This window comes from Kitasatospora sp. NPDC032150, assembly GCF_055579945.1.
Genome location: NZ_JBVIMH010000001.1, coordinates 340,410 through 359,870, shown reverse-complemented (window position 1 = coordinate 359,870; position 19,461 = coordinate 340,410). Strand labels below are relative to the sequence as shown.

The window sequence follows — 19,461 nt, the reverse complement described above, 5'->3', positions numbered from 1 at the left end:
TCGTTCCGGCGGGGACTGCATGCACGAGCCTACCTAGACACGGTATGTTTGAGTCACGGCGGATCGGGGGTCACCTTCGATTCGGTGGAGCTCCGGTAGCCCAAGGGCAGAGGCGATGGTCTCAAACACCATTCAGTGTGGGTTCGAATCCCACTCGGGGCACTTTACCTTCAAATCCAAGGCATCAATTCTGGGCCTCAGTGTTGGAGATCTTCATCACTTCAAGTGAAGACTCCAGCGTTTCCGGTATGCGCGGCCAGCAAAGCACCGAACCTCGCCAGCATGTACGACCAGGCGACACGCGAGCGCGCGGTGGCACTGCACCGCTCGGGCATGACCTTCAGCGAAGTCAGCCGCTCGACGGGAATCTCACGCTTCGCGATACGTGAGTGGACCGCCCGCATCACTCCTAGCCCCCGCTTGACCGCCGAGTGCCCGGTTCGAGGCGACAGAATCCCACCAGCCGCCTACGCCTACCTGCTCGGCCTCTACCTCGGCGACGGCTGCATCAGCGAGGGCCGCCGAGGCGTCCACGCGCTCCGAATAGCCTGCGGCGACGTCTGGCCTGGTCTGATCGAGCAGTGCGCGCGGGCCATCGCCTCGGTCATGCCGCACAACAGCGTCAACCGGGTCCAGGCTCCGGGCTGCACGAGCGTCGTCAGCACCAGCAAGCACTGGCCCTGCCTGTTCCCCCAGCACGGCCCCGGACCCAAGCACCTGCGCCGTATCACCCTGACGCCATGGCAGCAACGCATCGTGGACACCCACCCCTGGGAGTTGCTGCGCGGTCTGATCCACTCCGACGGATGCCGGATCACCAACTGGACTACCAGGACGGTCGGTGGCGAGGCCAAGCGCTACGAGTACCCGCGCTACTTCTTCACCAACACCTCGGCCGACATCGTCCGCATCTTCACCGACGCCCTCGATACCGTCGGCGTCCAGTGGAAGGCCGTCAAGCGCCCGGGCGGCGCGGTGAACGTCTCCATCGCCCGCCGCGCTTCCGTCGCGCTGATGGACGAGCACATCGGCCCCAAGTACTGACTGCGGCGCAGCCCCGTCTCACCCGGGGCCGCGCCGCCGTCGACGTCCCACTTCAGTTGTCCAGCTCCCCCACGTGGTGCACCCGCACCAGGTTGGTGGAGCCGGCCAGCCCGGGGGGTGAGCCGGCGGTGATGACGACGATGTCGCCGCGCTGGCAGCGGCCGAGGCTGAGGAGTTGGGCGTCGACCTGGGCGACCATCTCGTCGGTGGTCGGGACGAAGGGGCCGAGGAAGGTCTCCACGCCCCAGGTGAGGGCGAGTTGGCTGCGGACGGCCGGTTCGTAGGTGAAGGCGAGGACGGGGATGGGCGAGCGGTAGCGGGTGAGCCGGCGGGCGGTGTCGCCGCTCTGGGTGAAGGCGATGAGGTACTTGGCGCCGAGGAAGTCGCCGATCTCGGCGGCGGCGCGGGCGACGGCGCCGCCCTGGGTGCGGGGCTTGCCGCGTTCGCTGAGCGGGGGCAGTCCGGCGGCGAGGACCTCGTTCTCGACGGCTTCGAGGATCCGGCCCATGGTCTTGACGGTCTCGACGGGGTACTTGCCGACCGAGGTCTCGCCGGAGAGCATCACCGCGTCCGTGCCGTCGATGACCGCGTTGGCGACGTCGGAGGCCTCGGCGCGGGTGGGCCGGGATGCGTGGATCATCGAGTCGAGCATCTGGGTGGCGACGATGACCGGCTTGGCGTTGCGCTTGGCGAGCCTGATGGCGCGCTTCTGGACGATGGGCACCTGTTCCAGTGGCATTTCGACGCCGAGGTCGCCGCGGGCGACCATGATGCCGTCGAAGGCGTCCACGATGGCGTCGAGGTTCTCGACGGCCTGCGGCTTCTCGATCTTGGCGATGACGGGGAGGAAGCGGCCTTCCTCGGCCATGATCCGGTGGACGTCCTCGATGTCGTGGCCGGTGCGGACGAAGGAGAGCGCGATCAGGTCGGCGCCGGTCCGCAGGGCCCAGCGCAGGTCGGCGACGTCCTTGTCGCTGAGCGCGGGCACGGAGACGGCGACCGAGGGCAGGTTGAGGCCCTTGTGGTCGGAGACCAGGCCGCCTTCGATGACGATGCAGTGGACGCGCGGGCCGTCCACGTGGGTGACTTCCAGGCAGACCCGGCCGTCGTCCACCAGGATGCGTTCGCCGCGGGAGACGTCGGCGGCGAGGCCCTTGTAGGTGGTGCCGCAGATCTCGCGGTCGCCGACCACCCCGTCCTCGACGGAGATGGTGAACTCGTCGCCGCGTTCGAGGAGTACGGGTCCTTCGGCGAAGGTGTCGAGCCGGATCTTCGGGCCTTGGAGGTCGGCCAGGACGCCGATGCTGCGTCCCGTCTCGTCGGAGGCTTTGCGGACCCGGCGGTAGCGCTCTTCGTGCTCCAGCTGGGTGCCGTGGCTGAGGTTGAACCGGGCGATGTCCATACCGGCTTCGACCAGGGCCTTGATCTGGTCGTACGAGTCGGTGGCGGGCCCGAGGGTGCAGACGATTTTTGCTCGGCGCATGAGTCAAGAGCGTAGGCATTACCGGCGCGTAACAACGACGTTCCGACACACCTGCCGCATGGCAGTTGGCGAACGATTCGGTTAACTCCTGAAGCGATCTGATGCCTCGTGACTTCTGTATACATAAAAGGGAGTTGAGCACCGCACCTTCACCTGTCGATTCGATTCCATGAACGCCTGTTCACCTCCGATTCACGGTCCAGCCGGGTCGCGCTCCGGCTGCGGCGGGAACCTCGGTGGTCCGGTGGGATCCGGACCGGCCGGGCCCAGAGGGAGGGTTGGCGGCCATACGGGGCGGGGACGCTGCTGACGCCCGGTCGGCCCGTGCAGGTGTCCAGGGGGGCGCCAGGAGCCGCCCGCGGGGCATCGGCGGCAGTCGTCGTCCGGGCTGGTGGCGGCGGTGGAACCGGCGAGCTGGCGGGGCGGTTGGAGCGTACGCCGCTGCCGGCCGGGCTGGATCTGCCGCGGCTGCTGGCGGCGGTGGGGCGGGCCGGGAACGCGCAGGAGATCGTCCGGCGACGGCTGCCGCCGGCGGTGGACACCCATGTGCGGGACCGCGCGCGGGAGTTGCTGGCGCCGCGCGGGGCGGATCCGGCGACGGTGCTGACGGCGGAGGTGGACCGGCTGCTGACCCGAGGTGGCCGGAGGGGGCCGTTGAGCCGGTTGCTACTCGGGAGTAATGCATATCTCACCTGTTGGACATGTCGGAAGTCTGTTCGCCGGGCCGTTTACCCGGCAGACTTCTACGCGCGTTTCTCTACGCGCGTCGTCGCTTAGTTGACGGTCCGTTCGCCCCACGTTGGAGTCGTCCATGTCCCTGAATCGTCGTGACTTCGTCACCCGCTCGGCCGCCACTGCCGCCGGCGCGGCCCTGGTCGGCGGTGCTCCGCTCGCCGCCGCGAGCCCGGCCGCCGCGGCGAGTGAGGAGCCCTCGGCCGCGGAACTCGCGAAGCACCCGGTGAAGGAGAGCTTCACCGTGATGGGCACCAGTGACATGCACGGCCGGGTGCTCAACTGGGACTACTTCACCGACGCCGAGTACGACGACGCGGCGCACAACGACGTCGGCCTGGCCAAGATCTCCACCCTGGTCAACCGAGTCCGGGCGCAGAAGGGCCACCACCGCACCCTGCTGATCGACGCGGGTGACATCATCCAGGGCACCCAGCTCAGCTACTACTACGCCCGGGTGGAGCCGATCACCGGCAAGAAGCCGCCGAAGCACCCGATGGCCGAGGCGATGAACGCCATCGGCTACGACGCCGCCGCGCTCGGCAACCACGAGTTCAACTACGGCATTCCGACGGTGCGGGCCTTCGAGGAGCAGCTGGAGTTCCCGCTGCTCGGTGCGAACGCCCTGCACGCCAAGAACGAGAAGCCGGCCTTCCCGCCGTACGTGATCCGGGAGCTGTACCTGGGCCGCGGCCGTCCGCTGAAGGTGGGCATCCTGGGTCTGACCAACCCCGGCATCGCGATCTGGGACAAGGCCAACGTCTCGGGCCAGATGGTCTTCCCGGGCATCGTGGAGATGGCCGCGAAGTACGTGCCTCGGATGAAGGCGGCGGGCGCGGACGTGGTCGTGGTCGCCGCGCACTCGGGCATCGACGAGCCGACCACCTACGGCGACCAGCTGCCCTGGCCGGAGGACGCCTCCGGTGAGATGGCCGAGACCGTGCCGGGGATCGACGCGGTGCTGGTGGGCCACACCCACAAGGAGGTGGCGCAGCGGCTGATCGTCAACAAGAAGACCGGCAAGACCGTGGTGCTGTCCGAGCCGCTCTGCTGGGCGCAGCGGCTGTCCTGCTTCGACTTCGAGGTGGAGTTCAGCAAGGGTCACTGGCAGGTCACCAAGGTGAGCTCGCGGGTGCTGAACACCAACACCGTCCCGGAGGACCCGCGGATCGTCAAGCTGATCGGCGCCCAGCACAAGAAGGTGGTGGCGTACGTCAATCAGGTGATCGGCACCTGCAAGGCCGATCTGTCCATCTCCGAGGCCCGGTTCAAGGACGTGCCGATCGTCGACCTGATCGGTCGGGTGCAGGCGGACGCGGTGAAGGCGGCGCTGGCCAAGACCTCGTACGCGAACCTGCCGGTGCTGGCGCAGGCGGCACCGTTCAACCGGACCGCGCACATTCCGGCGGGTACGGTGAAGCTGCGGGACGCGGCTGGCCTGTACATCTACGAGAACACCCTGGAGGCCCGGGTCCTGACCGGTGCCCAGATCAAGGACTACCTGGAGTACTCGGCGAAGTTCTTCGCCCAGCTGGCCCCGGGTGACCCGGTCGACCTGGACAAGCTGACCAACCAGCAGAACACTCCGGACTACAACTTCGATTCGGTGTACGGCGTTTCGTACGACATCGACATCAGCAAGCCGGTCGGTTCGCGGATCACGGGCCTGTCCTTCGACGGCAAGCCGATAGACGCGGCGGCGCAGTTCGTACTGGCGGTGAACAACTACCGGGCGAACGGCGGCGGCAACTTCCCGCACGTCGCCTCGGCCAAGCAGGTCTGGACCAGCTCGGACGAGATCCGCAACACCATGATCGCGTGGGTGAAGGCCAAGGGCGTGATCGACCCGGCGCAGTTCGCCGCGGTCAACTGGCGTCTGGTGCGCGCGGGCGTCCCGCTGTTCTGAGGTTCCGGCGCCGGTGCCCGGCTGCCGCACTTCGGTGTCGGCGGCCGGGCACCGGCCGACCGTCGCGACCACCTCTACCGGGGCGTCCGCGGATCGCGTTCCCGGCACGCACGGCGGGGCTCCGTTCGACGCGCTTTGGCTGCCGCCATCCGGCGCGAGCCGCCACCGTCGGCACCAGCCTGATGTCGGATCATTTCTGCTGCGGGAACGACCGGGAGGCTCCACCGATGTCCGTCGTGCTCACCACCGACCGCCTGACGGTGCGCCAGTGGCGCGCCGAGGACCGGGAGCGGGCCTTCGATCTGTACTCCCGTACCGAGGTGACCCGTTGGATCGGCCGCACCCGCACGATGGCGCAACTCGCGGACGCGGACGCCCTGATCGAGCGGTTCCAGGGGCGATCGATGGATCCCCGGTACGGGGTCTGGGCGGTGGAGCGGCGGGACACCGGCGTGGTGGCGGGTTCGGTCCTGCTGGTGCCGTTCCCGGACGGCGACGGCGAGGTGGAGGTCGGCTGGCACTTCCACCCGGACTCCTGGGGCAACGGCTTCGCCACCGAGGCCGCCCGCGCGGCCGTGGCCAAGGGCTTCGCCGACGGGCTGGCCGGGATCTACGCGGTGACCCACCCGGACAACCACCGTTCCCAGGCCGTCTGCCGCCGCCTCGGCATGACCCCGCTGGGCCGTACCGACCGCTGGTACCAGAGCGAGCTGGAGTCCTTCCTGCTCACCGTCCCGAGCTGACGGCCCGTCTCCCGACAGGGCGCACGCGGTGTCCCGGGTGCGGCAAGATAACCGCCATGCGCCGTACGCCAGTTCCCAGCAGCTCCGCGATACCCAGCCGGCTCGGCCGGCTCACCGCGACCGAACGCCGGCTCTGGCGGGCCTTCCCGCACGGCGAGCTGGTCGATCTGCGTACCGGCGACTTCGGCGCGGACGATCCGGCCGGGGCCGACGGGTGGCCGGCCGAGCGGTCCGTGCGCGGTGAGGTGATCGCGGCGCTGCTGCTGGGCGCCTGCCCGACCGTGGCGGGGGCGGCGGCGGCGGTGCGGCTCGCCGGGGCGCGGATCTCCGGCGGGCTGCGCTTCGACCACGGGCAGGTCTCGCCGCTGCTGCTGCTCCAGGGCTGCCGGTTCGACGGGCCGGTCGTGTTCGACGGCGCTCTCACGGAGTCGATCGACCTGAGCGGATCCCGTCTCACCACGCTCAGCGCGGCCGGCGCGCAGGTGCGCGGCACCCTGGACCTCAGCGGCACCCGTATCACCGGGGCCGGCGCCGGTGAGAGCGAGGGCGAGAAGGACGCGCGCACCGTCCGCGCCGACGGCATCCGTGTCGAGGGGAGCCTGCTCGCCGAGAAGGCCAAGGTGGAGGGCTCGTTCAGCCTGATCAACGCGCAGATCGACGGCCGGGTGAACCTCATCGACGCCGAGCTGGTCGACCGGAGGGCCGCCGGCGAGTCGCTCAACGCCGGTGGTATGCGGGTCGGGCGCAGCCTGCTGGCCCAGCGGCTGCGGACCGAGGGAGCGCTGCGGATCCCCGGTGCGCACATCGGCAGTTCGCTGTACCTGACCGGCGCCCGGCTGGACGGCCGCGGCCACTCCGCGCTGCACGGCGACTCGCTCACCGTGGCCAGCTACTCCTTCTTCAAGCCGCACGAGACCGAAGCGGGCAAGCAGCCCTTCACGGCGATCGGCACGGTGCGCCTGCCGGGCGCGAACTTCGGCAGCGGGCTGACCTTCAGCGGCGCCCAGCTCACCCCGACCCCGGGCGGGCCGGCCCTGCGCGCCAACCGGATGCGGGTCGCGGGCAGCCTCCACCTGGGCAAGGAGTTCCACACCGATGGCGAGATCCGGCTGACCGGTGCCCGCATCACCGGCCACCTCGACCTGGAGGGCATGGACTCTCCCGAGGCCCTGCTCACCCTGTACGCGGCGTCCGCCGCGGGCGGCATCAGCGACACGGCCGACTCCTGGCCGAGCCGGCTGAACCTGGACGGCTTCACCTACGGGCCGTTCAGCCGGTACGCCGACGCGGCGGACCGGCTGGACGTGATCAGGCGCCAGGTCCGCCGCTCCGACCCAACCCTGACCGGCGGTTTCCGCGCCCAGCCGTACGAGCAGCTGGCCGCCTACTACCGCTCGCTGGGCAACGACGGCGAGGCCAGGACCGTCCTGCTGGCCAGGCAGCGCGCGGTACGGGCCGAACTCTCCTTCCCGCGCCGCCTCCCCGGCTACCTGCTGGACCTGCTGGTCGGCTACGGCTACCGCCCGCTGCGGGCGTTCTGCTGGGCGATCGGCCTGCTGGTGGCGAGCAGCGTCTACTTCAGCCGGGTGCACCCGCAGCACGTCAGTCCGGACAGCGCCGCGACCTTCAACCCGGTGCTGTACGCCGCCGACCATCTGATCCCGGTGGTCCGCTTCGGCCAGTCGGACGCCTGGCAGTACCACGGCGTCCCCGCGGTGGTCACCGTGGTGCTGACCGTCCTGGGGTGGACCCTGGGTATCGCCATCGCCGCGGCCGCCACCCGGACCTTCAACCGCAACTGACGCGGCCGGCTACACCCGGTGCCCGCTCCGGCCGCGCGGGCGGGTGAGCCGGAACCGGTCCACCGGCAGCAGGTCGCCGTACGGCCCGGTGACCGCGTAGTACGTGACGGCGATCGAGGTGTTGCCGCCCCGGGCGCCGGGGTCGACCTCGAAGGCGGCGAAGCCGTAGGAGTGGTCGGCGTCGCGGAAGGCGGACCAGGGGGCGTCCTCGATCACGTACTTCGGCGGCCGCTTGCCGGTGGCGGAGTCCACCGGGCCGACCCCGGTGATCACCCGGCAGCGGGCTGGGCTGTAGAGCAGCTGGTTGGAGGGCGCCGAGGTGCCGCCGCCGCCGATCACCATGTGGACGGTGCCCTTGCTGGTGTCGATCACCTCGGTGCCGGTGGCGACCGGGATCGGGGTGCGGGTGTCGGTGGGCTGCTGACCCCGGATCGGGTGGGAGCGCTCGTAGTGGTGCTCGTGGCCGCAGACCACCAGGTCCACTCCGTACTTGTCGAACAGCGGTACCCAGGTCTCCCGGATCCCGAGGTCGGCGCCGTTGAACTTGTCGGCCGTGGAGATCACCACCTGGTGCATGCAGACCACGATCCAGTCGATCTGCGGGTCCGCGTTCGCCGCCGCCAACTGGGCTTCCAGCCAGCGCTGCTGGGCTCCGCCGGAGTAGCCGTGCACATAGGAGTTGCCGCCGTCCTGGTAGGCGACGTCGTCGTTGTTGAGGCTGATCACCCGGACCGAGCCGGCGGTGAACGCGTACCACAGGCCGCGCAGCTGCTCGTCCGCGCCGGCCTCGGGGAGGCTGAAGTACGCCTGGTAGGCGCCGTACCCGATCGGGCCGTTGCCGAGCTCGTTCTCGTGGTTCCCGGCGGCGGGCATCCACGGACGGTGGCGGGCGGAACGGCAGTTGTTCTCGAACCAGTCCGACCAGGTGCGCACCCGGTCGCCTGACAGGTTGGCGTAGCAGAGGTCGCCGTTGACCAGGTGGAACAGCGGCGCGATCCGCTCGACGCCGGCCGTGGTGTCACCGGCCGCCGGGCTGCCGAGGTTGTCGTTGACCCAGCCGCCTGCGGTCTGCCGGCCCAGCGTCGGCGTGCCCTGGTCCCCGAAGCTGGTGAAGGTGAAGGCGCCCCGGCCGCGCGGTGCGGTCCGCACCGTGCCCAGCTCCGGTGCCGCGCCGTCGTGCAGCGCCGCGTAGACGTAGTCGGTGTCCGGCTGCAGCCCGCCGATCCTGGCGTGGTGGACCTGCACCTCGGTACCCGACTTGGCGTCCCGGTAGGTGGTGGTCCGGGCGTGCTCGGTCCGGCCGAAGCCGCCGTGCGCCGTACCGAGGAGCACCCTGGGGCGGGCCACCGAGGCCGTGGTGTGCCAGGAGACCACCACCTCCCGGGAGGCGTCCGACCCGAACTGCAGGTGCAGTCCGGACACCCGGGGCGCGCCCAGCCGCCCCGGCCGCGACCACAGCAGCGGGCTCGGCGCGGCGGGCTCGGCGGCCGCCGTCCCACCGCCGAGCGCCACCGCACCACCAAGGCCGACCCCGGTGGCACCCGCCAGAAGACCACGCCGGCTGACACTCTTCACTGAACTCATGACCGGTCAGCCTGCTGCCCGGAAGGTGAACACCGCCGGATCCCCGACGTGAACAGCTCCCGCGTCCAGGGCGCGGGAGCGCTCGGCCGCTCCCGGGAGGCGTCCCGGCCGCCGGACGGCTCCGTCGGCCTGGTGCGCGGCGAGCCCCGTTGACCGGCGGCGCCGAACGATGCTGACCTGGCCTGGCGCCGAGGCCGGACGAACGGGCCGGCTCGGTGGGAGGCAGGATGCCGTACTCCGGCAGCACCCGGCGCGGCCAGTGGCGCGCCCGCTTCGTCGAGACCCGCACCCGGCAGGCCGAGGCGGGCGCCCGCCGGTGCGCCCGGTGGCGCCGCGAGGGCGCCGAGCGCTGCCGGCGGTGGGCGCGCGAAGGCTCCCGGCGGCCGGGCGAGTTCGCGCCGCCGTCGTGGTTCTGGATGGCCATGCCGTTCGGCATCGCCTGGTACCTGGTCCTCGGCTGGGCGGGCGAGGCTTGGTACCGGTCGGCCGACCTGGCGTACCGGGCCGCCGCCTGGGCCTGGTGCGGGGTGCTCACCGTCGCGGCCGGCCTCGGCTGGTGCATCCGGCGGATCCGGTGACCCTCGCCCGCCTCTGAGCGCGCCACCTGGACGCGGCACCCCGGCCTCGCCATGATCGGCATGCCGTCAATCGTCCGAGTGCAGAGCGAGTGCGGGAGGTGCCCCGGTGGCCGTTGCCGGATTGTCCTTCGATGTGGTGCACATCGAGAAACCGGACGACGTCAATGTGATCGTCGGTCAGGCGCATTTCATCAAGACCGTGGAGGACCTGCACGAGGCACTGGTCGGGGTGAGCCCGCACCTCCGCTTCGGCATCGCCTTCTGCGAGGCCTCCGGCGCCTGCCTGGTCCGCAGGTCTGGCAACGACGACGACCTGGTACGGCTGGCGGTCACCGGGGCCCGGGCGATCGGCGCCGGGCACTCCTTCGTGATCATGCTCCGCGAGGGCTACCCGGTCAACGTCCTCAACTCCGTCAAGGCCGTGCCCGAGGTCTGCGGCATCTTCTGTGCGACAGCCAACCCCGTCGACGTCCTGCTCGCGGCCACCGAGCGGGGCCGCGGCGTCATCGGCGTCATCGACGGAGTACCGCCGGTCGGCGTCGAGACCGACGCCGACGCCGCCGACCGGCACGGGCTGCTGCGCCGCATCGGCTACAAACTCTGAGAACCGGGAACGCCCACCGCGCGTCATAGGCTGACGATGCTGCCGGGGTCCGGCAGCGGCCCGGCAGGGTCCGAACGGAAGTCAAGGACGACAGGCACGATGAGAGATCGCGGCGGGACGAGTACCAGCAGCCGCCCCGGCGCGGTACGGCGGGTGCCGTCCAACGGCCCGGTCCTCCGGGTACTCACCCGCCTCCCGCTGACGACGGTGTACGTGCTGCTGCTGACCGCGATGGCCTGGTGGCTCGCCGGCCAGAGCAGGGCCGGGCGGGCCCGGTTCGTCCGGCACAACAGCAGCAACGTGCACCACATGGAGGTCGGCAAGTGGTGGACGCTGTTCACCAGCGGTCTTGTGGTGGACGGCGTACCCGCCTGGGCCGGCATCGCGGCGGTGGCCGTCGTGGTCGGCCTGGCCGAGTGGCGCTGGGGAGCCGCCCGCACCGCCGTGGTCTTCCTCCTCGGGCACCTGGGCGCCACCCTGCTCACCGAGGGTGCGATGTGGGTGATGCTCAGCACCGGCATCCCGGGCGCGCTCTCCCGCGCCCGGGACGTCGGCATCAGCTACGGCCTGGTCGCCACCGGCGGCTTCCTGCTCGCCCTCGGCCCCGCCCGGCTGCGGCGCTACGGGCTGCCGGCCCTCGCCGTGCTGCTGGCGGCCGCCTGGGCACTCGACCAGGAACTCGCCGATGCCGGCCACCTGATCGCCCTCGGCATCGGCGTCCTGGCCTCCCGCTCACCCTGGCTGCGCCGGCCGCGCACCGCCTAGCGCCGCGGCACCGCCACCCGGCCGCCGAAGGCTCCGTCAGAACGGGAACCGGCTCCGCCCGTGCTGGATCGAGATCCACTTCACCGTGGTGAACGCCTCGACCGTTGCCTCCCCGTTCAACCGCCCGACGCCCGAGCTCTTCTCGCCGCCGAACGGCACGATGGCCTCGTCGTGGATGGTCCCGTCATTGACGTGGACCATGCCGGTCTCGATCCGCTTGGCCACCCGCACCCCGCGCTCGACGTCACCGGTGTGCACCGCACCGCTCAGACCGAACGGCGTGGCGTTGGCGATCCGGATCGCCTCCTCCTCGCCGTCGAAGGGCACCAGCACGACCACGGGCCCGAACAGCTCCCGCCGCAGGATCTCCGACTCGGCCGGGACGTCCGTCAGCACCACCGGCTCCATCAGCGTCCCGGTCACGCCGCCCCGCAGCAGGACCGTCGCGCCTTCCGCGACCGCCTCGTCCACCTGTGCGCTGATCGCCTCCGCCTGGGCGCTGTTGATCAGCGGACCGAGCTGGGTCGCCGGATCCGCCGGGTCCCCGACCCGCAGGGTACGGACCTTGGCGACGAACCGCTCGGTGAACTCCGCCGCCACGCTCCGGTCGACCAGCACCCGGTTCGCCGCCATGCAGACCTGGCCCTGGTGCGCGAAGCGGCTGAACACCGCGGCGTCCACGGCGTAGTCGAGGTCCGCGTCGTCCAGCACGATCAGCGCGCTGTTGCCGCCGAGCTCCAGCACCGTCCGCTTGAAGTGGCCCGCCGCCACCCGGGCGACGTGCCGTCCCACCTGTTCCGAGCCGGTGAAGGCGATCACCTTGGGCACGGGGTGCTCCAGGAAGGCGTCGCCGATCTCCGCGATGTCGGTGAGCAGCACGTTCAGCAGCCCGCCCGGCAGCCCGGCCTCCTCGAAGACCTTCGCGACCAGGGTGCCGCCGGTGACCGGGGCCTCCTGGTGCGGCTTGAGGACCACACCGTTGCCGAGGGCGAGCGCGGGCGCGACGGCCTTGAGCGAGAGGAAGAACGGGAAGTTGAACGGGCTGATCACGCCGATCACACCCACCGGCAGCCGGTACAGCCGGTTCTCCTTGCCGTCCACCGGCGACGGCAGGATCCGCCCCTCCGCGCGCAGCGACAGCTGCATGCACTCGCGCAGCATGTCCTTGGAGAGCGACAGCTCGAACGCCGCCTTGAGCCGGGTGCCGCCGAGCTCGGCGACGATCGCCTCGGTGATCTCCTGCTCGCGATCCTCGATGACCCGCAGCGCCCGCTCGAACACCAGCCGCCTGCTGTACGGGTTGAGCCGGCTCCACTCCCGCTGCGCCCGCTCGGCGGCCCGGTACGCCTCGTCGACCTGGGCGACCGTGGCGACGGTGAAGGAGGCCAGCTCCTCACCGTCGTAGGGGTTCAGATCGACGATGTCCCACGAACCGCTGCCGGCCTGCCACCGGCCGTCGACGTACTGCTGCGACAGTTCGGAGAAGTAGGACATCCGATCCCCTTTTCGGGTTCTCAGCATTAGAACTGACTGATCGTCATCTTACTGTCGGGCCAACTCCGGCGGCCGGAAAAGCGGAACAGTACCCGCCCGGGCCGGAAGAGCGGCTCAGCGCACGCCCGGGCCGGAAGAGCCCAGCAGCGCACGCCCGGGCCGGAAGAGCGCAACGGCACCTGCCCCCAACTGGTCGGGGAGAGGGCAGGTGCCGTCTGAACCGCTGTGCCCGGCGGCGCTGACGGGCGGGCGGGTGGTGCAGCCGGGCGGGAAGATGCCCGGCGGTTCATGAGAGGGTTGTCGGACCACCCACCGTTGTCGGGTCACATCGTCGGACCACGTTGTCAGACGACGAGCGGGCGATCGGTCGGCCGGATCGGAGCGGGCAGCGGGGTCTTGCCGCCCAGGTACCCGTCCACCGCAGCGGCCGCGGAACGGCCCTCGGCGATGGCCCAGACGATCAGCGACTGTCCGCGACCGGCGTCACCGCAGACGTACACGCCGTCCACGTTGGTGCCGAACTTCCCATCACGGGCGATATTACCTCGTGCGTCCAGCTCCACGCCCAGCTGCTCGACCAGGCCGTTCTTCACGTCCGTGCCGGTGAAGCCCATGGCCAGGGTGACCAGCTGCGCCGGGATCGACCGCTCGGTGCCCGGGACGGGTGTGAGCCGGCCGTCCTTGAACTCGACCTCGACCAGGTGGAGTTCGGCCACGTTGCCGTCCGCGTCCCCGGTGAAGCGGGTGGTGCTGACCGCGTAGACCCGTCCCTCCTCGCCCGCCTTCGGCAAGGAGGGTCCCTCTGCCGCACGACCACCGTTCCTGGCCTGCAGGAGGTAGGTGGTCTCCTCGTGCGCCGAGGTGACCTTGTAGGTCATCGGCATGGTCGGCCAGGGCTGGTGCTCGGGGCGCTCGTCGCCCGGCCGCGGCATGATCTCCAGCTGGGTGACCGAGGCCGCGCCCTGGCGGTGGGCGGTGCCCACGCAGTCCGCGCCGGTGTCGCCGCCGCCGATGACCACCACGTGCTTGCCCTTGGCGCTGATCGGCGACTCGACGAAGTCGCCCTCCTGCACCTTGTTGGCCAGCGGCAGGTACTCCATCGCCTGGTGGATGCCCTTCAACTCCCGTCCGGGAACGGGCAGGTCACGAGCGGTGGTGGCACCGGCGGCCAGCACCACCGCGTCGAAGCGCTCGCGCAGCTGCTGGCCGGTGACGTCCTCGCCGACGTGCACCCCGGTGCGGAACCGAGTGCCCTCCGCGCGCATCTGCTCGATCCGGCGGTTGATGTGGCGCTTCTCCATCTTGAACTCGGGGATGCCGTAACGCAGCAGACCGCCGATCCGGTCCGCGCGCTCGTACACCACCACGGTGTGCCCGGCCCGGGTAAGCTGCTGGGCGGCGGCGAGTCCCGCCGGTCCCGAGCCGACCACCGCGACCGTCTTGCCGGAGAGGCGCTCGGGCACCTGCGGGGTGACCCCGCCCCGGTCCCAGGCCTTGTCGATGATGGTGACCTCGACGTTCTTGATGGTCACCGCGTCCTGGTTGATCCCCAGCACGCACGCCGACTCGCACGGGGCCGGGCACAGCCGGCCGGTGAACTCCGGGAAGTTGTTGGTGGCGTGCAGCCGCTCGATCGCGCCCTTCCAGTCGTCCCGCCAGGCGAGGTCGTTCCACTCGGGGATCAGGTTCCCCAACGGGCAGCCGTTGTGGCAGAACGGGATGCCGCAGTCCATGCAGCGGCCGGCCTGCTTGGTGATGATCGGCAGCAGGCTGCGCTCGACGTAGACCTCGTTCCAGTCCCGGATCCGGACGTCGACCGGGCGCCGCTCCGCCAGCTGCTTGGGCGTGGTCAGGAAGCCCTTGGGGTCAGCCATGTGCCGCCTCCATCATCTTGCGAGTGGTCTCGGACTCGGAGAGTCCATCGCGCTCAGCGGCGTCCTTGGCGGCGAGCACAGCCTTGTAGTCGGTCGGCATGATCTTGGAGAAGCGGGAGACCCCGCTGCCCCAGTCAGCCAGGAGCTCGGCGGCGACGGTCGAGCCGGTCTCCTCGTAGTGCTGCTGCACGGTCTCGCGCAGCCAGTCGCGGTCCGCCGCGTCCGGGGCCTCGATACCGACCATGCCGCCGTTGACGTTGGCCGGGCGCAGGTCGAGGACGTACGCGGTACCGCCGGACATGCCCGCGGCCAGGTTGCGCCCGGTCTCGCCGAGGATGACGACCCGGCCGCCGGTCATGTACTCCAGGCCGTGGTCGCCCACGCCCTCGACCACCAGGGTGGCACCGGAGTTGCGGACGGCGAACCGCTCGCCGGCCTTGCCGCGAAGGTGGATCCGGCCGCTGGTGGCGCCGTAGCCGATGGTGTTGCCGGCGATCACGTGGTGCTGGGCGTCGTTGCCGATCGCGGCGGCCTCGCGGGCCGGGCGGACGATCACCACACCGCCCGAGAGACCCTTTCCGACGTAGTCGTTGGCGTCGCCCTCCAGCCGCAGTGTGATGCCCTTGGGCACGAAGGCCCCGAAGGACTGCCCGGCCGAGCCGGTGAAGGTGACGTCGATCGTCCCCTCCGGCAGACCCTCGCCCTTGTACCGCTTGGTCACCTGGTGGCCGAGCATGGTGCCGACCGTGCGGTTGACGTTGCGGATCGGCAGCTGGATGCGGACCGCGTCGCCGCGCTCCAAGGCGTCCTCGGCCAGCTCGATCAGCTCGTTGTCCAGGGCCTTGTCCAGCGCGTGGTCCTGGTCGGTGGTGCGGTGCCGGGCCGCACCCTCGGGCAGCTCGGGGACGTGGAACAGCGGGGCCAGGTCGAGCCCGGCGGCCTTCCAGTGGTCGATCGCGGCGGTGGCGTCGATGTGCTCGGCGTGACCGACGGCCTCCTCGATCGAGCGGAAGCCCAGCTCGGCGAGGATCTCGCGGACCTCCTCGGCGATGAACTCGAAGAAGTTGACCACGAATTCGGGCTTGCCGGAGAAGCGCTCGCGCAGCACCGGGTTCTGGGTGGCCACGCCGACCGGGCAGGTGTCCAGGTGGCAGACCCGCATCATGATGCAGCCGGAGACCACCAGCGGCGCGGTCGCGAAGCCGAACTCCTCGGCGCCGAGCAGCGCGGCGATCACCACGTCGCGGCCGGTCTTCAGCTGGCCGTCGGTCTGCACCACGATCCGGTCGCGCAGGCCGTTGAGCAGCAGGGTCTGCTGGGTCTCGGCGAGGCCGAGCTCCCAGGGGCCGCCCGCGTGCTTCAGCGAGGTCAGCGGCGAGGCGCCGGTACCGCCGTCGTGGCCGGAGACCAGCACCACGTCCGCGTGTGCCTTGGAGACACCGGCGGCGACCGTGCCGACACCGACCTCGGAGACCAGCTTCACATGGATGCGGGCGTCCGGGTTGGCGTTCTTGAGGTCGTGGATCAGCTGGGCCAGGTCCTCGATGGAGTAGATGTCGTGGTGCGGCGGCGGCGAGATCAGGCCCACACCCGGGGTGGAGTGCCGGGTCTTGGCGACCCACGGGTAGACCTTGTGGCCGGGCAGCTGGCCGCCCTCACCGGGCTTGGCGCCCTGCGCCATCTTGATCTGGATGTCGTCCGCGTTGACCAGGTACTCGCTGGTGACGCCGAACCGGCCGGAGGCCACCTGCTTGATCGCCGAGCGGCGCTCCGGGTCGTACAGCCGGTCCGGGTCCTCGCCGCCCTCACCGGTGTTGGACTTGCCGCCGAGACGGTTCATCGCGATCGCCAGCGTCTCGTGCGCCTCACGCGAGATGGAGCCGTACGACATGGCGCCGGTGGAGAAGCGCTTGACGATCTCCGAGACCGGCTCGACCTCGTCGATCGGCACCGGCGTACGGCCGAGCGCATCCAGCTCGAACAGGCCGCGCAGGGTCATCAGCCGCTCGGACTGCTCGTTCACCCGGCCGGTGTACTGCTTGAAGATGTCGTACCGGCGCGAGCGGGTCGAGTGCTGCAGCCGGAAGACGGTGTCCGGGTCGAACAGGTGCGGCTCGCCCTCGCGGCGCCACTGGTACTCGCCACCGATCTCCAGTGCGCGGTGCGCGGCGGAGATCCCGGAGGCCGGGTACGCCTTGACGTGCCGGGCGGCCACCTCCTTGGCGATCTCGTCCAGCCCGATGCCGCCGAGCTTGGTGGTGGTGCCCGCGAAGTAGGTGTCCACCAGCTCCTGGGAGAGGCCGATCACCTCGAACACCTGGGCGCCGCGGTAGGAGGCGACCGTCGAGATGCCCATCTTCGACATGACCTTGAGCACGCCCTTGCCGAGCGCCTTGATCAGGTTCCTGATGGCCTTCTGCGGCTCGACACCGTCGGTGCCGTGCTCGTTGACGAACGTGCCCTGGGCGACCAGGTCCTCGACCGACTCCATCGCCAGGTACGGGTTGACCGCGCCGGCGCCGTAGCCGACCAGCAGTGCCACGTGGTGCACCTCGCGGACGTCACCGGCCTCGACGACCAGCGAGACCTGGGTGCGCTGCTTGGTGCGGATCAGGTGGTGGTGGACGGCCGAGGTGAGCAGCAGCGAGGGGATCGGCGCGTGCTCGGCGTCCGAGTGCCGGTCGGAGAGGACGATGATCCGCGCACCGTCGGCGATCGCCGCGTCCGCCTCGGCCGCGATCTCGGCGAGCCGTCCGGCCAGGCCCTCGCCGCCGCTGGCGACCCGGTACAGGCCCGACAGGGTGACGGCCTTCAGGCCCGGCTGGTCGCCGTCGGCGTTGATGTGGATGAGCTTGGCCAGCTCGTCGTTGTCGATCACCGGGAAGGTGATGCCGACCGAGCGGCAGTGCGACGGGCTGGCGTCGAGCAGGTTGCCCTCGGGGCCGAGGTTGCTCAGCAGCGAGGTGACCAGTTCCTCGCGGATGGCGTCCAGCGGCGGGTTGGTGACCTGCGCGAACAGCTGGACGAAGTAGTCGAACAGCAGGCGCGGCTTCTCGGAGAGCGCGGCGATCGGCGAGTCGGTGCCCATCGAACCGAGCGCCTCGGCGCCGGTCCTGGCCATCGGCGCCAGGATGACCCGCAGTTCCTCCTCGGTGTAGCCGAAGGTCTGCTGGCGGCGCGTCACCGAGGCGTGGGTGTGGTGGATGTGCTCGCGCTCGGGCAGCTTGGCGAGCTGGATCTGCCCGGCGGCGACCCACTCCTCGTAGGGGTGCTCGGCGGCGAGCGCCGACTTGATCTCCTCGTCCTCGACGATCCGGCCCTCGGCCGTGTCGATCAGGAACATCCGGCCGGGCTGCAGCCGGCCCTTCCTGACCACCGTCGTGGGCGCGACGTCCAGCACGCCGACCTCGGAGGAGAGCACGACCAGGCCGTCCTCGGTGACCCAGTACCGGGCGGGGCGCAGGCCGTTGCGGTCCAGGACCGCGCCGATCTGGGTGCCGTCGGTGAAGGTGACGCAGGCCGGGCCGTCCCAGGGCTCCATCAGGTTGGAGTGGTACTGGTAGAAGGCGCGTCGAGCCGGGCTCATGGTGGCGTGGTTCTCCCACGCCTCCGGGATCATCATCAGCACCGAGTGCGGCAGCGAACGCCCGCCGAGGTGCAGCAGCTCCAGGACCTCGTCGAAGGACGCCGAGTCGGAGTGGTCGGGGGTGCAGATCGGGAAGATCCGGCTCAGGTCGCCCTGAATGAGGTCGGTGGCGAGCTGGGACTCGCGGGCCGTCATCCAGTTGCGGTTGCCCTTGACCGTGTTGATCTCGCCGTTGTGCGCGACGAAGCGGTACGGGTGGGCGAGCGGCCAGCTCGGGAAGGTGTTGGTGGAGAACCGCGAGTGCACCAGACCGATCGCGGAGGCGTAGAGCCGGTCCGACAGGTCGGGGAAGAACGGCTCCAGCTGGCCGGTGGTCAGCATGCCCTTGTAGACGATGGTGCGCGCCGACAGTGAGGGGAAGTACACCCCGGCCTCGCGCTCGGCCCGCTTGCGCAGCACGAAGGCGACCCGGTCCAGCTCGATCCCGGTCTTCTCGCCGTGGCTGACGAACAGCTGCCTGAACCGCGGCATCACGCTGCGCGCAGTGGCGCCCAGCAGGTCGGGGGCGACCGGGACACCGCGCCAGCCGAGGACGGTGAGGCCCTCCTCGGTCGCGATGGCCTGGATCTTCGCGACGGCGGCGAGGTCGGCCTCGTCCTCGTCCGGGAGGAAGGCGATGCCGACGGCGTACGAGCCGGCGGCGGGAAGCTCGAAGGAGACCTTGGAGCGCAGGAAGGCGTCCGGGATCTGGGTCAGAATGCCCGCACCGTCACCGGAGTCCGGCTCGGCGCCGGTGGCACCCCGGTGCTCCAGGTTGCGCAGTACGGTCAGCGCCTGCTCGACGATCGTGTGGTCGGCGGTGCCGGTCAGCGTGGCGACGAAGCCGACGCCGCAGGCGTCGTGCTCGTTGCGCGGGTCGTACAGACCCTGGGCCTTGGGGCGCGCATCCGGAACGAGCGCGTACGGGCGGCTGACCTGCCCGGGCTCGTTGGCGGAGTGCGTGGATGCAGGCAGCATCGGCTCTCCCGTCGTCGTCGTCATTGGCAAGTTGCTGAGTGCAATAGGGACGACGTTGGCCCTGATGCGATGTCGTGCAGGTTACATAATGCTGAAGGTCCCGAGAAGTGGAATACGGCGTCCACATCGCGGACAGAAGGCCCAGTTCGCGGGGGTTTCCCGACTGGCGGCCGGTGCGAGGAGAGGCGAACGCCTGTCCGCACGTTGCCACCAGTGTGCCCCCGCCCACCCGTCCCGAAACAGGGGCGA

The 19,461-nt window shown here is 70.6% G+C and carries 12 protein-coding genes and 1 tRNA gene; 8 read left to right on the top strand and 5 right to left on the bottom strand.

Annotated elements, in window-relative coordinates:
* Positions 1 to 89: 89 nt before the first annotated feature.
* Positions 90 to 162 (top strand) — tRNA-Leu (locus ACZ5ON_RS01580).
* Between the two features lie 120 nt (positions 163 to 282).
* Positions 283 to 1,044 carry a transcriptional regulator gene (locus tag ACZ5ON_RS01575; RefSeq protein ID WP_465583443.1) on the top strand — a complete coding sequence of 254 codons (762 nt, stop codon included), beginning with the start codon at positions 283 to 285 and terminating at the stop codon, positions 1,042 to 1,044.
* A gap of 52 nt (positions 1,045 to 1,096) precedes the next feature.
* Here ACZ5ON_RS01575 and pyk read toward each other — a convergent pair whose 3' ends face one another.
* Positions 1,097 to 2,527 (bottom strand): pyruvate kinase, encoded by a 1,431-nt coding sequence (gene pyk / locus ACZ5ON_RS01570; RefSeq protein WP_465583440.1) that lies wholly within the window; start codon positions 2,525 to 2,527, stop codon positions 1,097 to 1,099.
* 811 nt (positions 2,528 to 3,338) lie between these two features.
* Between pyk and ACZ5ON_RS01565 the strand changes: the two genes are divergently transcribed.
* The 3 genes from ACZ5ON_RS01565 (at position 3,339) to ACZ5ON_RS01555 (ending at position 7,710) form a co-directional block, all read left to right on the top strand.
* Positions 3,339 to 5,165 carry a bifunctional metallophosphatase/5'-nucleotidase gene (locus ACZ5ON_RS01565; protein WP_465583437.1) on the top strand — a complete coding sequence of 609 codons (1,827 nt, stop codon included), beginning with the start codon at positions 3,339 to 3,341 and terminating at the stop codon, positions 5,163 to 5,165.
* A gap of 227 nt (positions 5,166 to 5,392) precedes the next feature.
* The gene (locus tag ACZ5ON_RS01560; protein ID WP_465583434.1) at positions 5,393 to 5,908 is read left to right on the top strand and encodes a GNAT family N-acetyltransferase; all 516 of its coding nucleotides are present in this window, start codon (positions 5,393 to 5,395) and stop codon (positions 5,906 to 5,908) included.
* Between the two features lie 56 nt (positions 5,909 to 5,964).
* The gene (locus ACZ5ON_RS01555) at positions 5,965 to 7,710 is read left to right on the top strand and encodes a translocation/assembly module TamB domain-containing protein (protein ID WP_465583431.1); all 1,746 of its coding nucleotides are present in this window, start codon (positions 5,965 to 5,967) and stop codon (positions 7,708 to 7,710) included.
* Between the two features lie 9 nt (positions 7,711 to 7,719).
* Here the strand turns inward: ACZ5ON_RS01555 and ACZ5ON_RS01550 are convergent, their stop codons facing one another.
* Positions 7,720 to 9,294, bottom strand: coding sequence for a purple acid phosphatase family protein (locus tag ACZ5ON_RS01550; RefSeq protein WP_465583424.1), 1,575 nt, complete (start codon positions 9,292 to 9,294; stop codon positions 7,720 to 7,722).
* 227 nt (positions 9,295 to 9,521) lie between these two features.
* On the opposite strand from ACZ5ON_RS01550, the gene ACZ5ON_RS01545 reads away from it, so the two are divergent.
* The 3 genes from ACZ5ON_RS01545 (at position 9,522) to ACZ5ON_RS01535 (ending at position 11,241) form a co-directional block, all read left to right on the top strand.
* Positions 9,522 to 9,872, top strand: coding sequence for a hypothetical protein (locus tag ACZ5ON_RS01545; RefSeq protein ID WP_465583421.1), 351 nt, complete (start codon positions 9,522 to 9,524; stop codon positions 9,870 to 9,872).
* Between the two features lie 106 nt (positions 9,873 to 9,978).
* Positions 9,979 to 10,476 (top strand): adenosine-specific kinase, encoded by a 498-nt coding sequence (locus ACZ5ON_RS01540; protein WP_465583418.1) that lies wholly within the window; start codon positions 9,979 to 9,981, stop codon positions 10,474 to 10,476.
* A gap of 99 nt (positions 10,477 to 10,575) precedes the next feature.
* Positions 10,576 to 11,241: a rhomboid-like protein gene (locus tag ACZ5ON_RS01535; protein WP_465583415.1), complete on the top strand. Its 666-nt coding sequence runs from the start codon at positions 10,576 to 10,578 to the stop codon at positions 11,239 to 11,241.
* Between the two features lie 36 nt (positions 11,242 to 11,277).
* Here the strand turns inward: ACZ5ON_RS01535 and ACZ5ON_RS01530 are convergent, their stop codons facing one another.
* The 3 genes from ACZ5ON_RS01530 to gltB form a co-directional block, all read right to left on the bottom strand.
* Positions 11,278 to 12,735 (bottom strand): aldehyde dehydrogenase family protein, encoded by a 1,458-nt coding sequence (locus ACZ5ON_RS01530; protein WP_465583412.1) that lies wholly within the window; start codon positions 12,733 to 12,735, stop codon positions 11,278 to 11,280.
* A 344-nt stretch (positions 12,736 to 13,079) separates the two neighbouring features.
* A complete protein-coding gene (locus tag ACZ5ON_RS01525) occupies positions 13,080 to 14,609 on the bottom strand; it encodes a glutamate synthase subunit beta (protein WP_465583409.1) in 1,530 nt (509 codons plus the stop codon).
* The gene (gltB, locus tag ACZ5ON_RS01520; protein ID WP_465583406.1) at positions 14,602 to 19,212 is read right to left on the bottom strand and encodes a glutamate synthase large subunit; all 4,611 of its coding nucleotides are present in this window, start codon (positions 19,210 to 19,212) and stop codon (positions 14,602 to 14,604) included. Before gltB ends, ACZ5ON_RS01525 begins: the two co-directional genes overlap by 8 nt.
* Positions 19,213 to 19,461: the final 249 nt, after the last annotated feature.

Excerpts from the sequence above, each read along its gene's own strand:
- ACZ5ON_RS01575 (WP_465583443.1), top strand. The coding sequence starts at position 283 with ATGTACGACCAGGCGACACGCGAGCGCGCGGTGGCACTGCACCGCTCG.
- pyk (WP_465583440.1), bottom strand. The coding sequence starts at position 2,527 with ATGCGCCGAGCAAAAATCGTCTGCACCCTCGGGCCCGCCACCGACTCG.
- ACZ5ON_RS01565 (WP_465583437.1), top strand. The coding sequence starts at position 3,339 with ATGTCCCTGAATCGTCGTGACTTCGTCACCCGCTCGGCCGCCACTGCC.
- ACZ5ON_RS01560 (WP_465583434.1), top strand. The coding sequence starts at position 5,393 with ATGTCCGTCGTGCTCACCACCGACCGCCTGACGGTGCGCCAGTGGCGC.
- ACZ5ON_RS01555 (WP_465583431.1), top strand. The coding sequence starts at position 5,965 with ATGCGCCGTACGCCAGTTCCCAGCAGCTCCGCGATACCCAGCCGGCTC.
- ACZ5ON_RS01550 (WP_465583424.1), bottom strand. The coding sequence starts at position 9,294 with ATGAGTTCAGTGAAGAGTGTCAGCCGGCGTGGTCTTCTGGCGGGTGCC.
- ACZ5ON_RS01545 (WP_465583421.1), top strand. The coding sequence starts at position 9,522 with ATGCCGTACTCCGGCAGCACCCGGCGCGGCCAGTGGCGCGCCCGCTTC.
- ACZ5ON_RS01535 (WP_465583415.1), top strand. The coding sequence starts at position 10,576 with ATGAGAGATCGCGGCGGGACGAGTACCAGCAGCCGCCCCGGCGCGGTA.
- ACZ5ON_RS01530 (WP_465583412.1), bottom strand. The coding sequence starts at position 12,735 with ATGTCCTACTTCTCCGAACTGTCGCAGCAGTACGTCGACGGCCGGTGG.
- ACZ5ON_RS01525 (WP_465583409.1), bottom strand. The coding sequence starts at position 14,609 with ATGGCTGACCCCAAGGGCTTCCTGACCACGCCCAAGCAGCTGGCGGAG.
- gltB (WP_465583406.1), bottom strand. The coding sequence starts at position 19,212 with ATGCTGCCTGCATCCACGCACTCCGCCAACGAGCCCGGGCAGGTCAGC.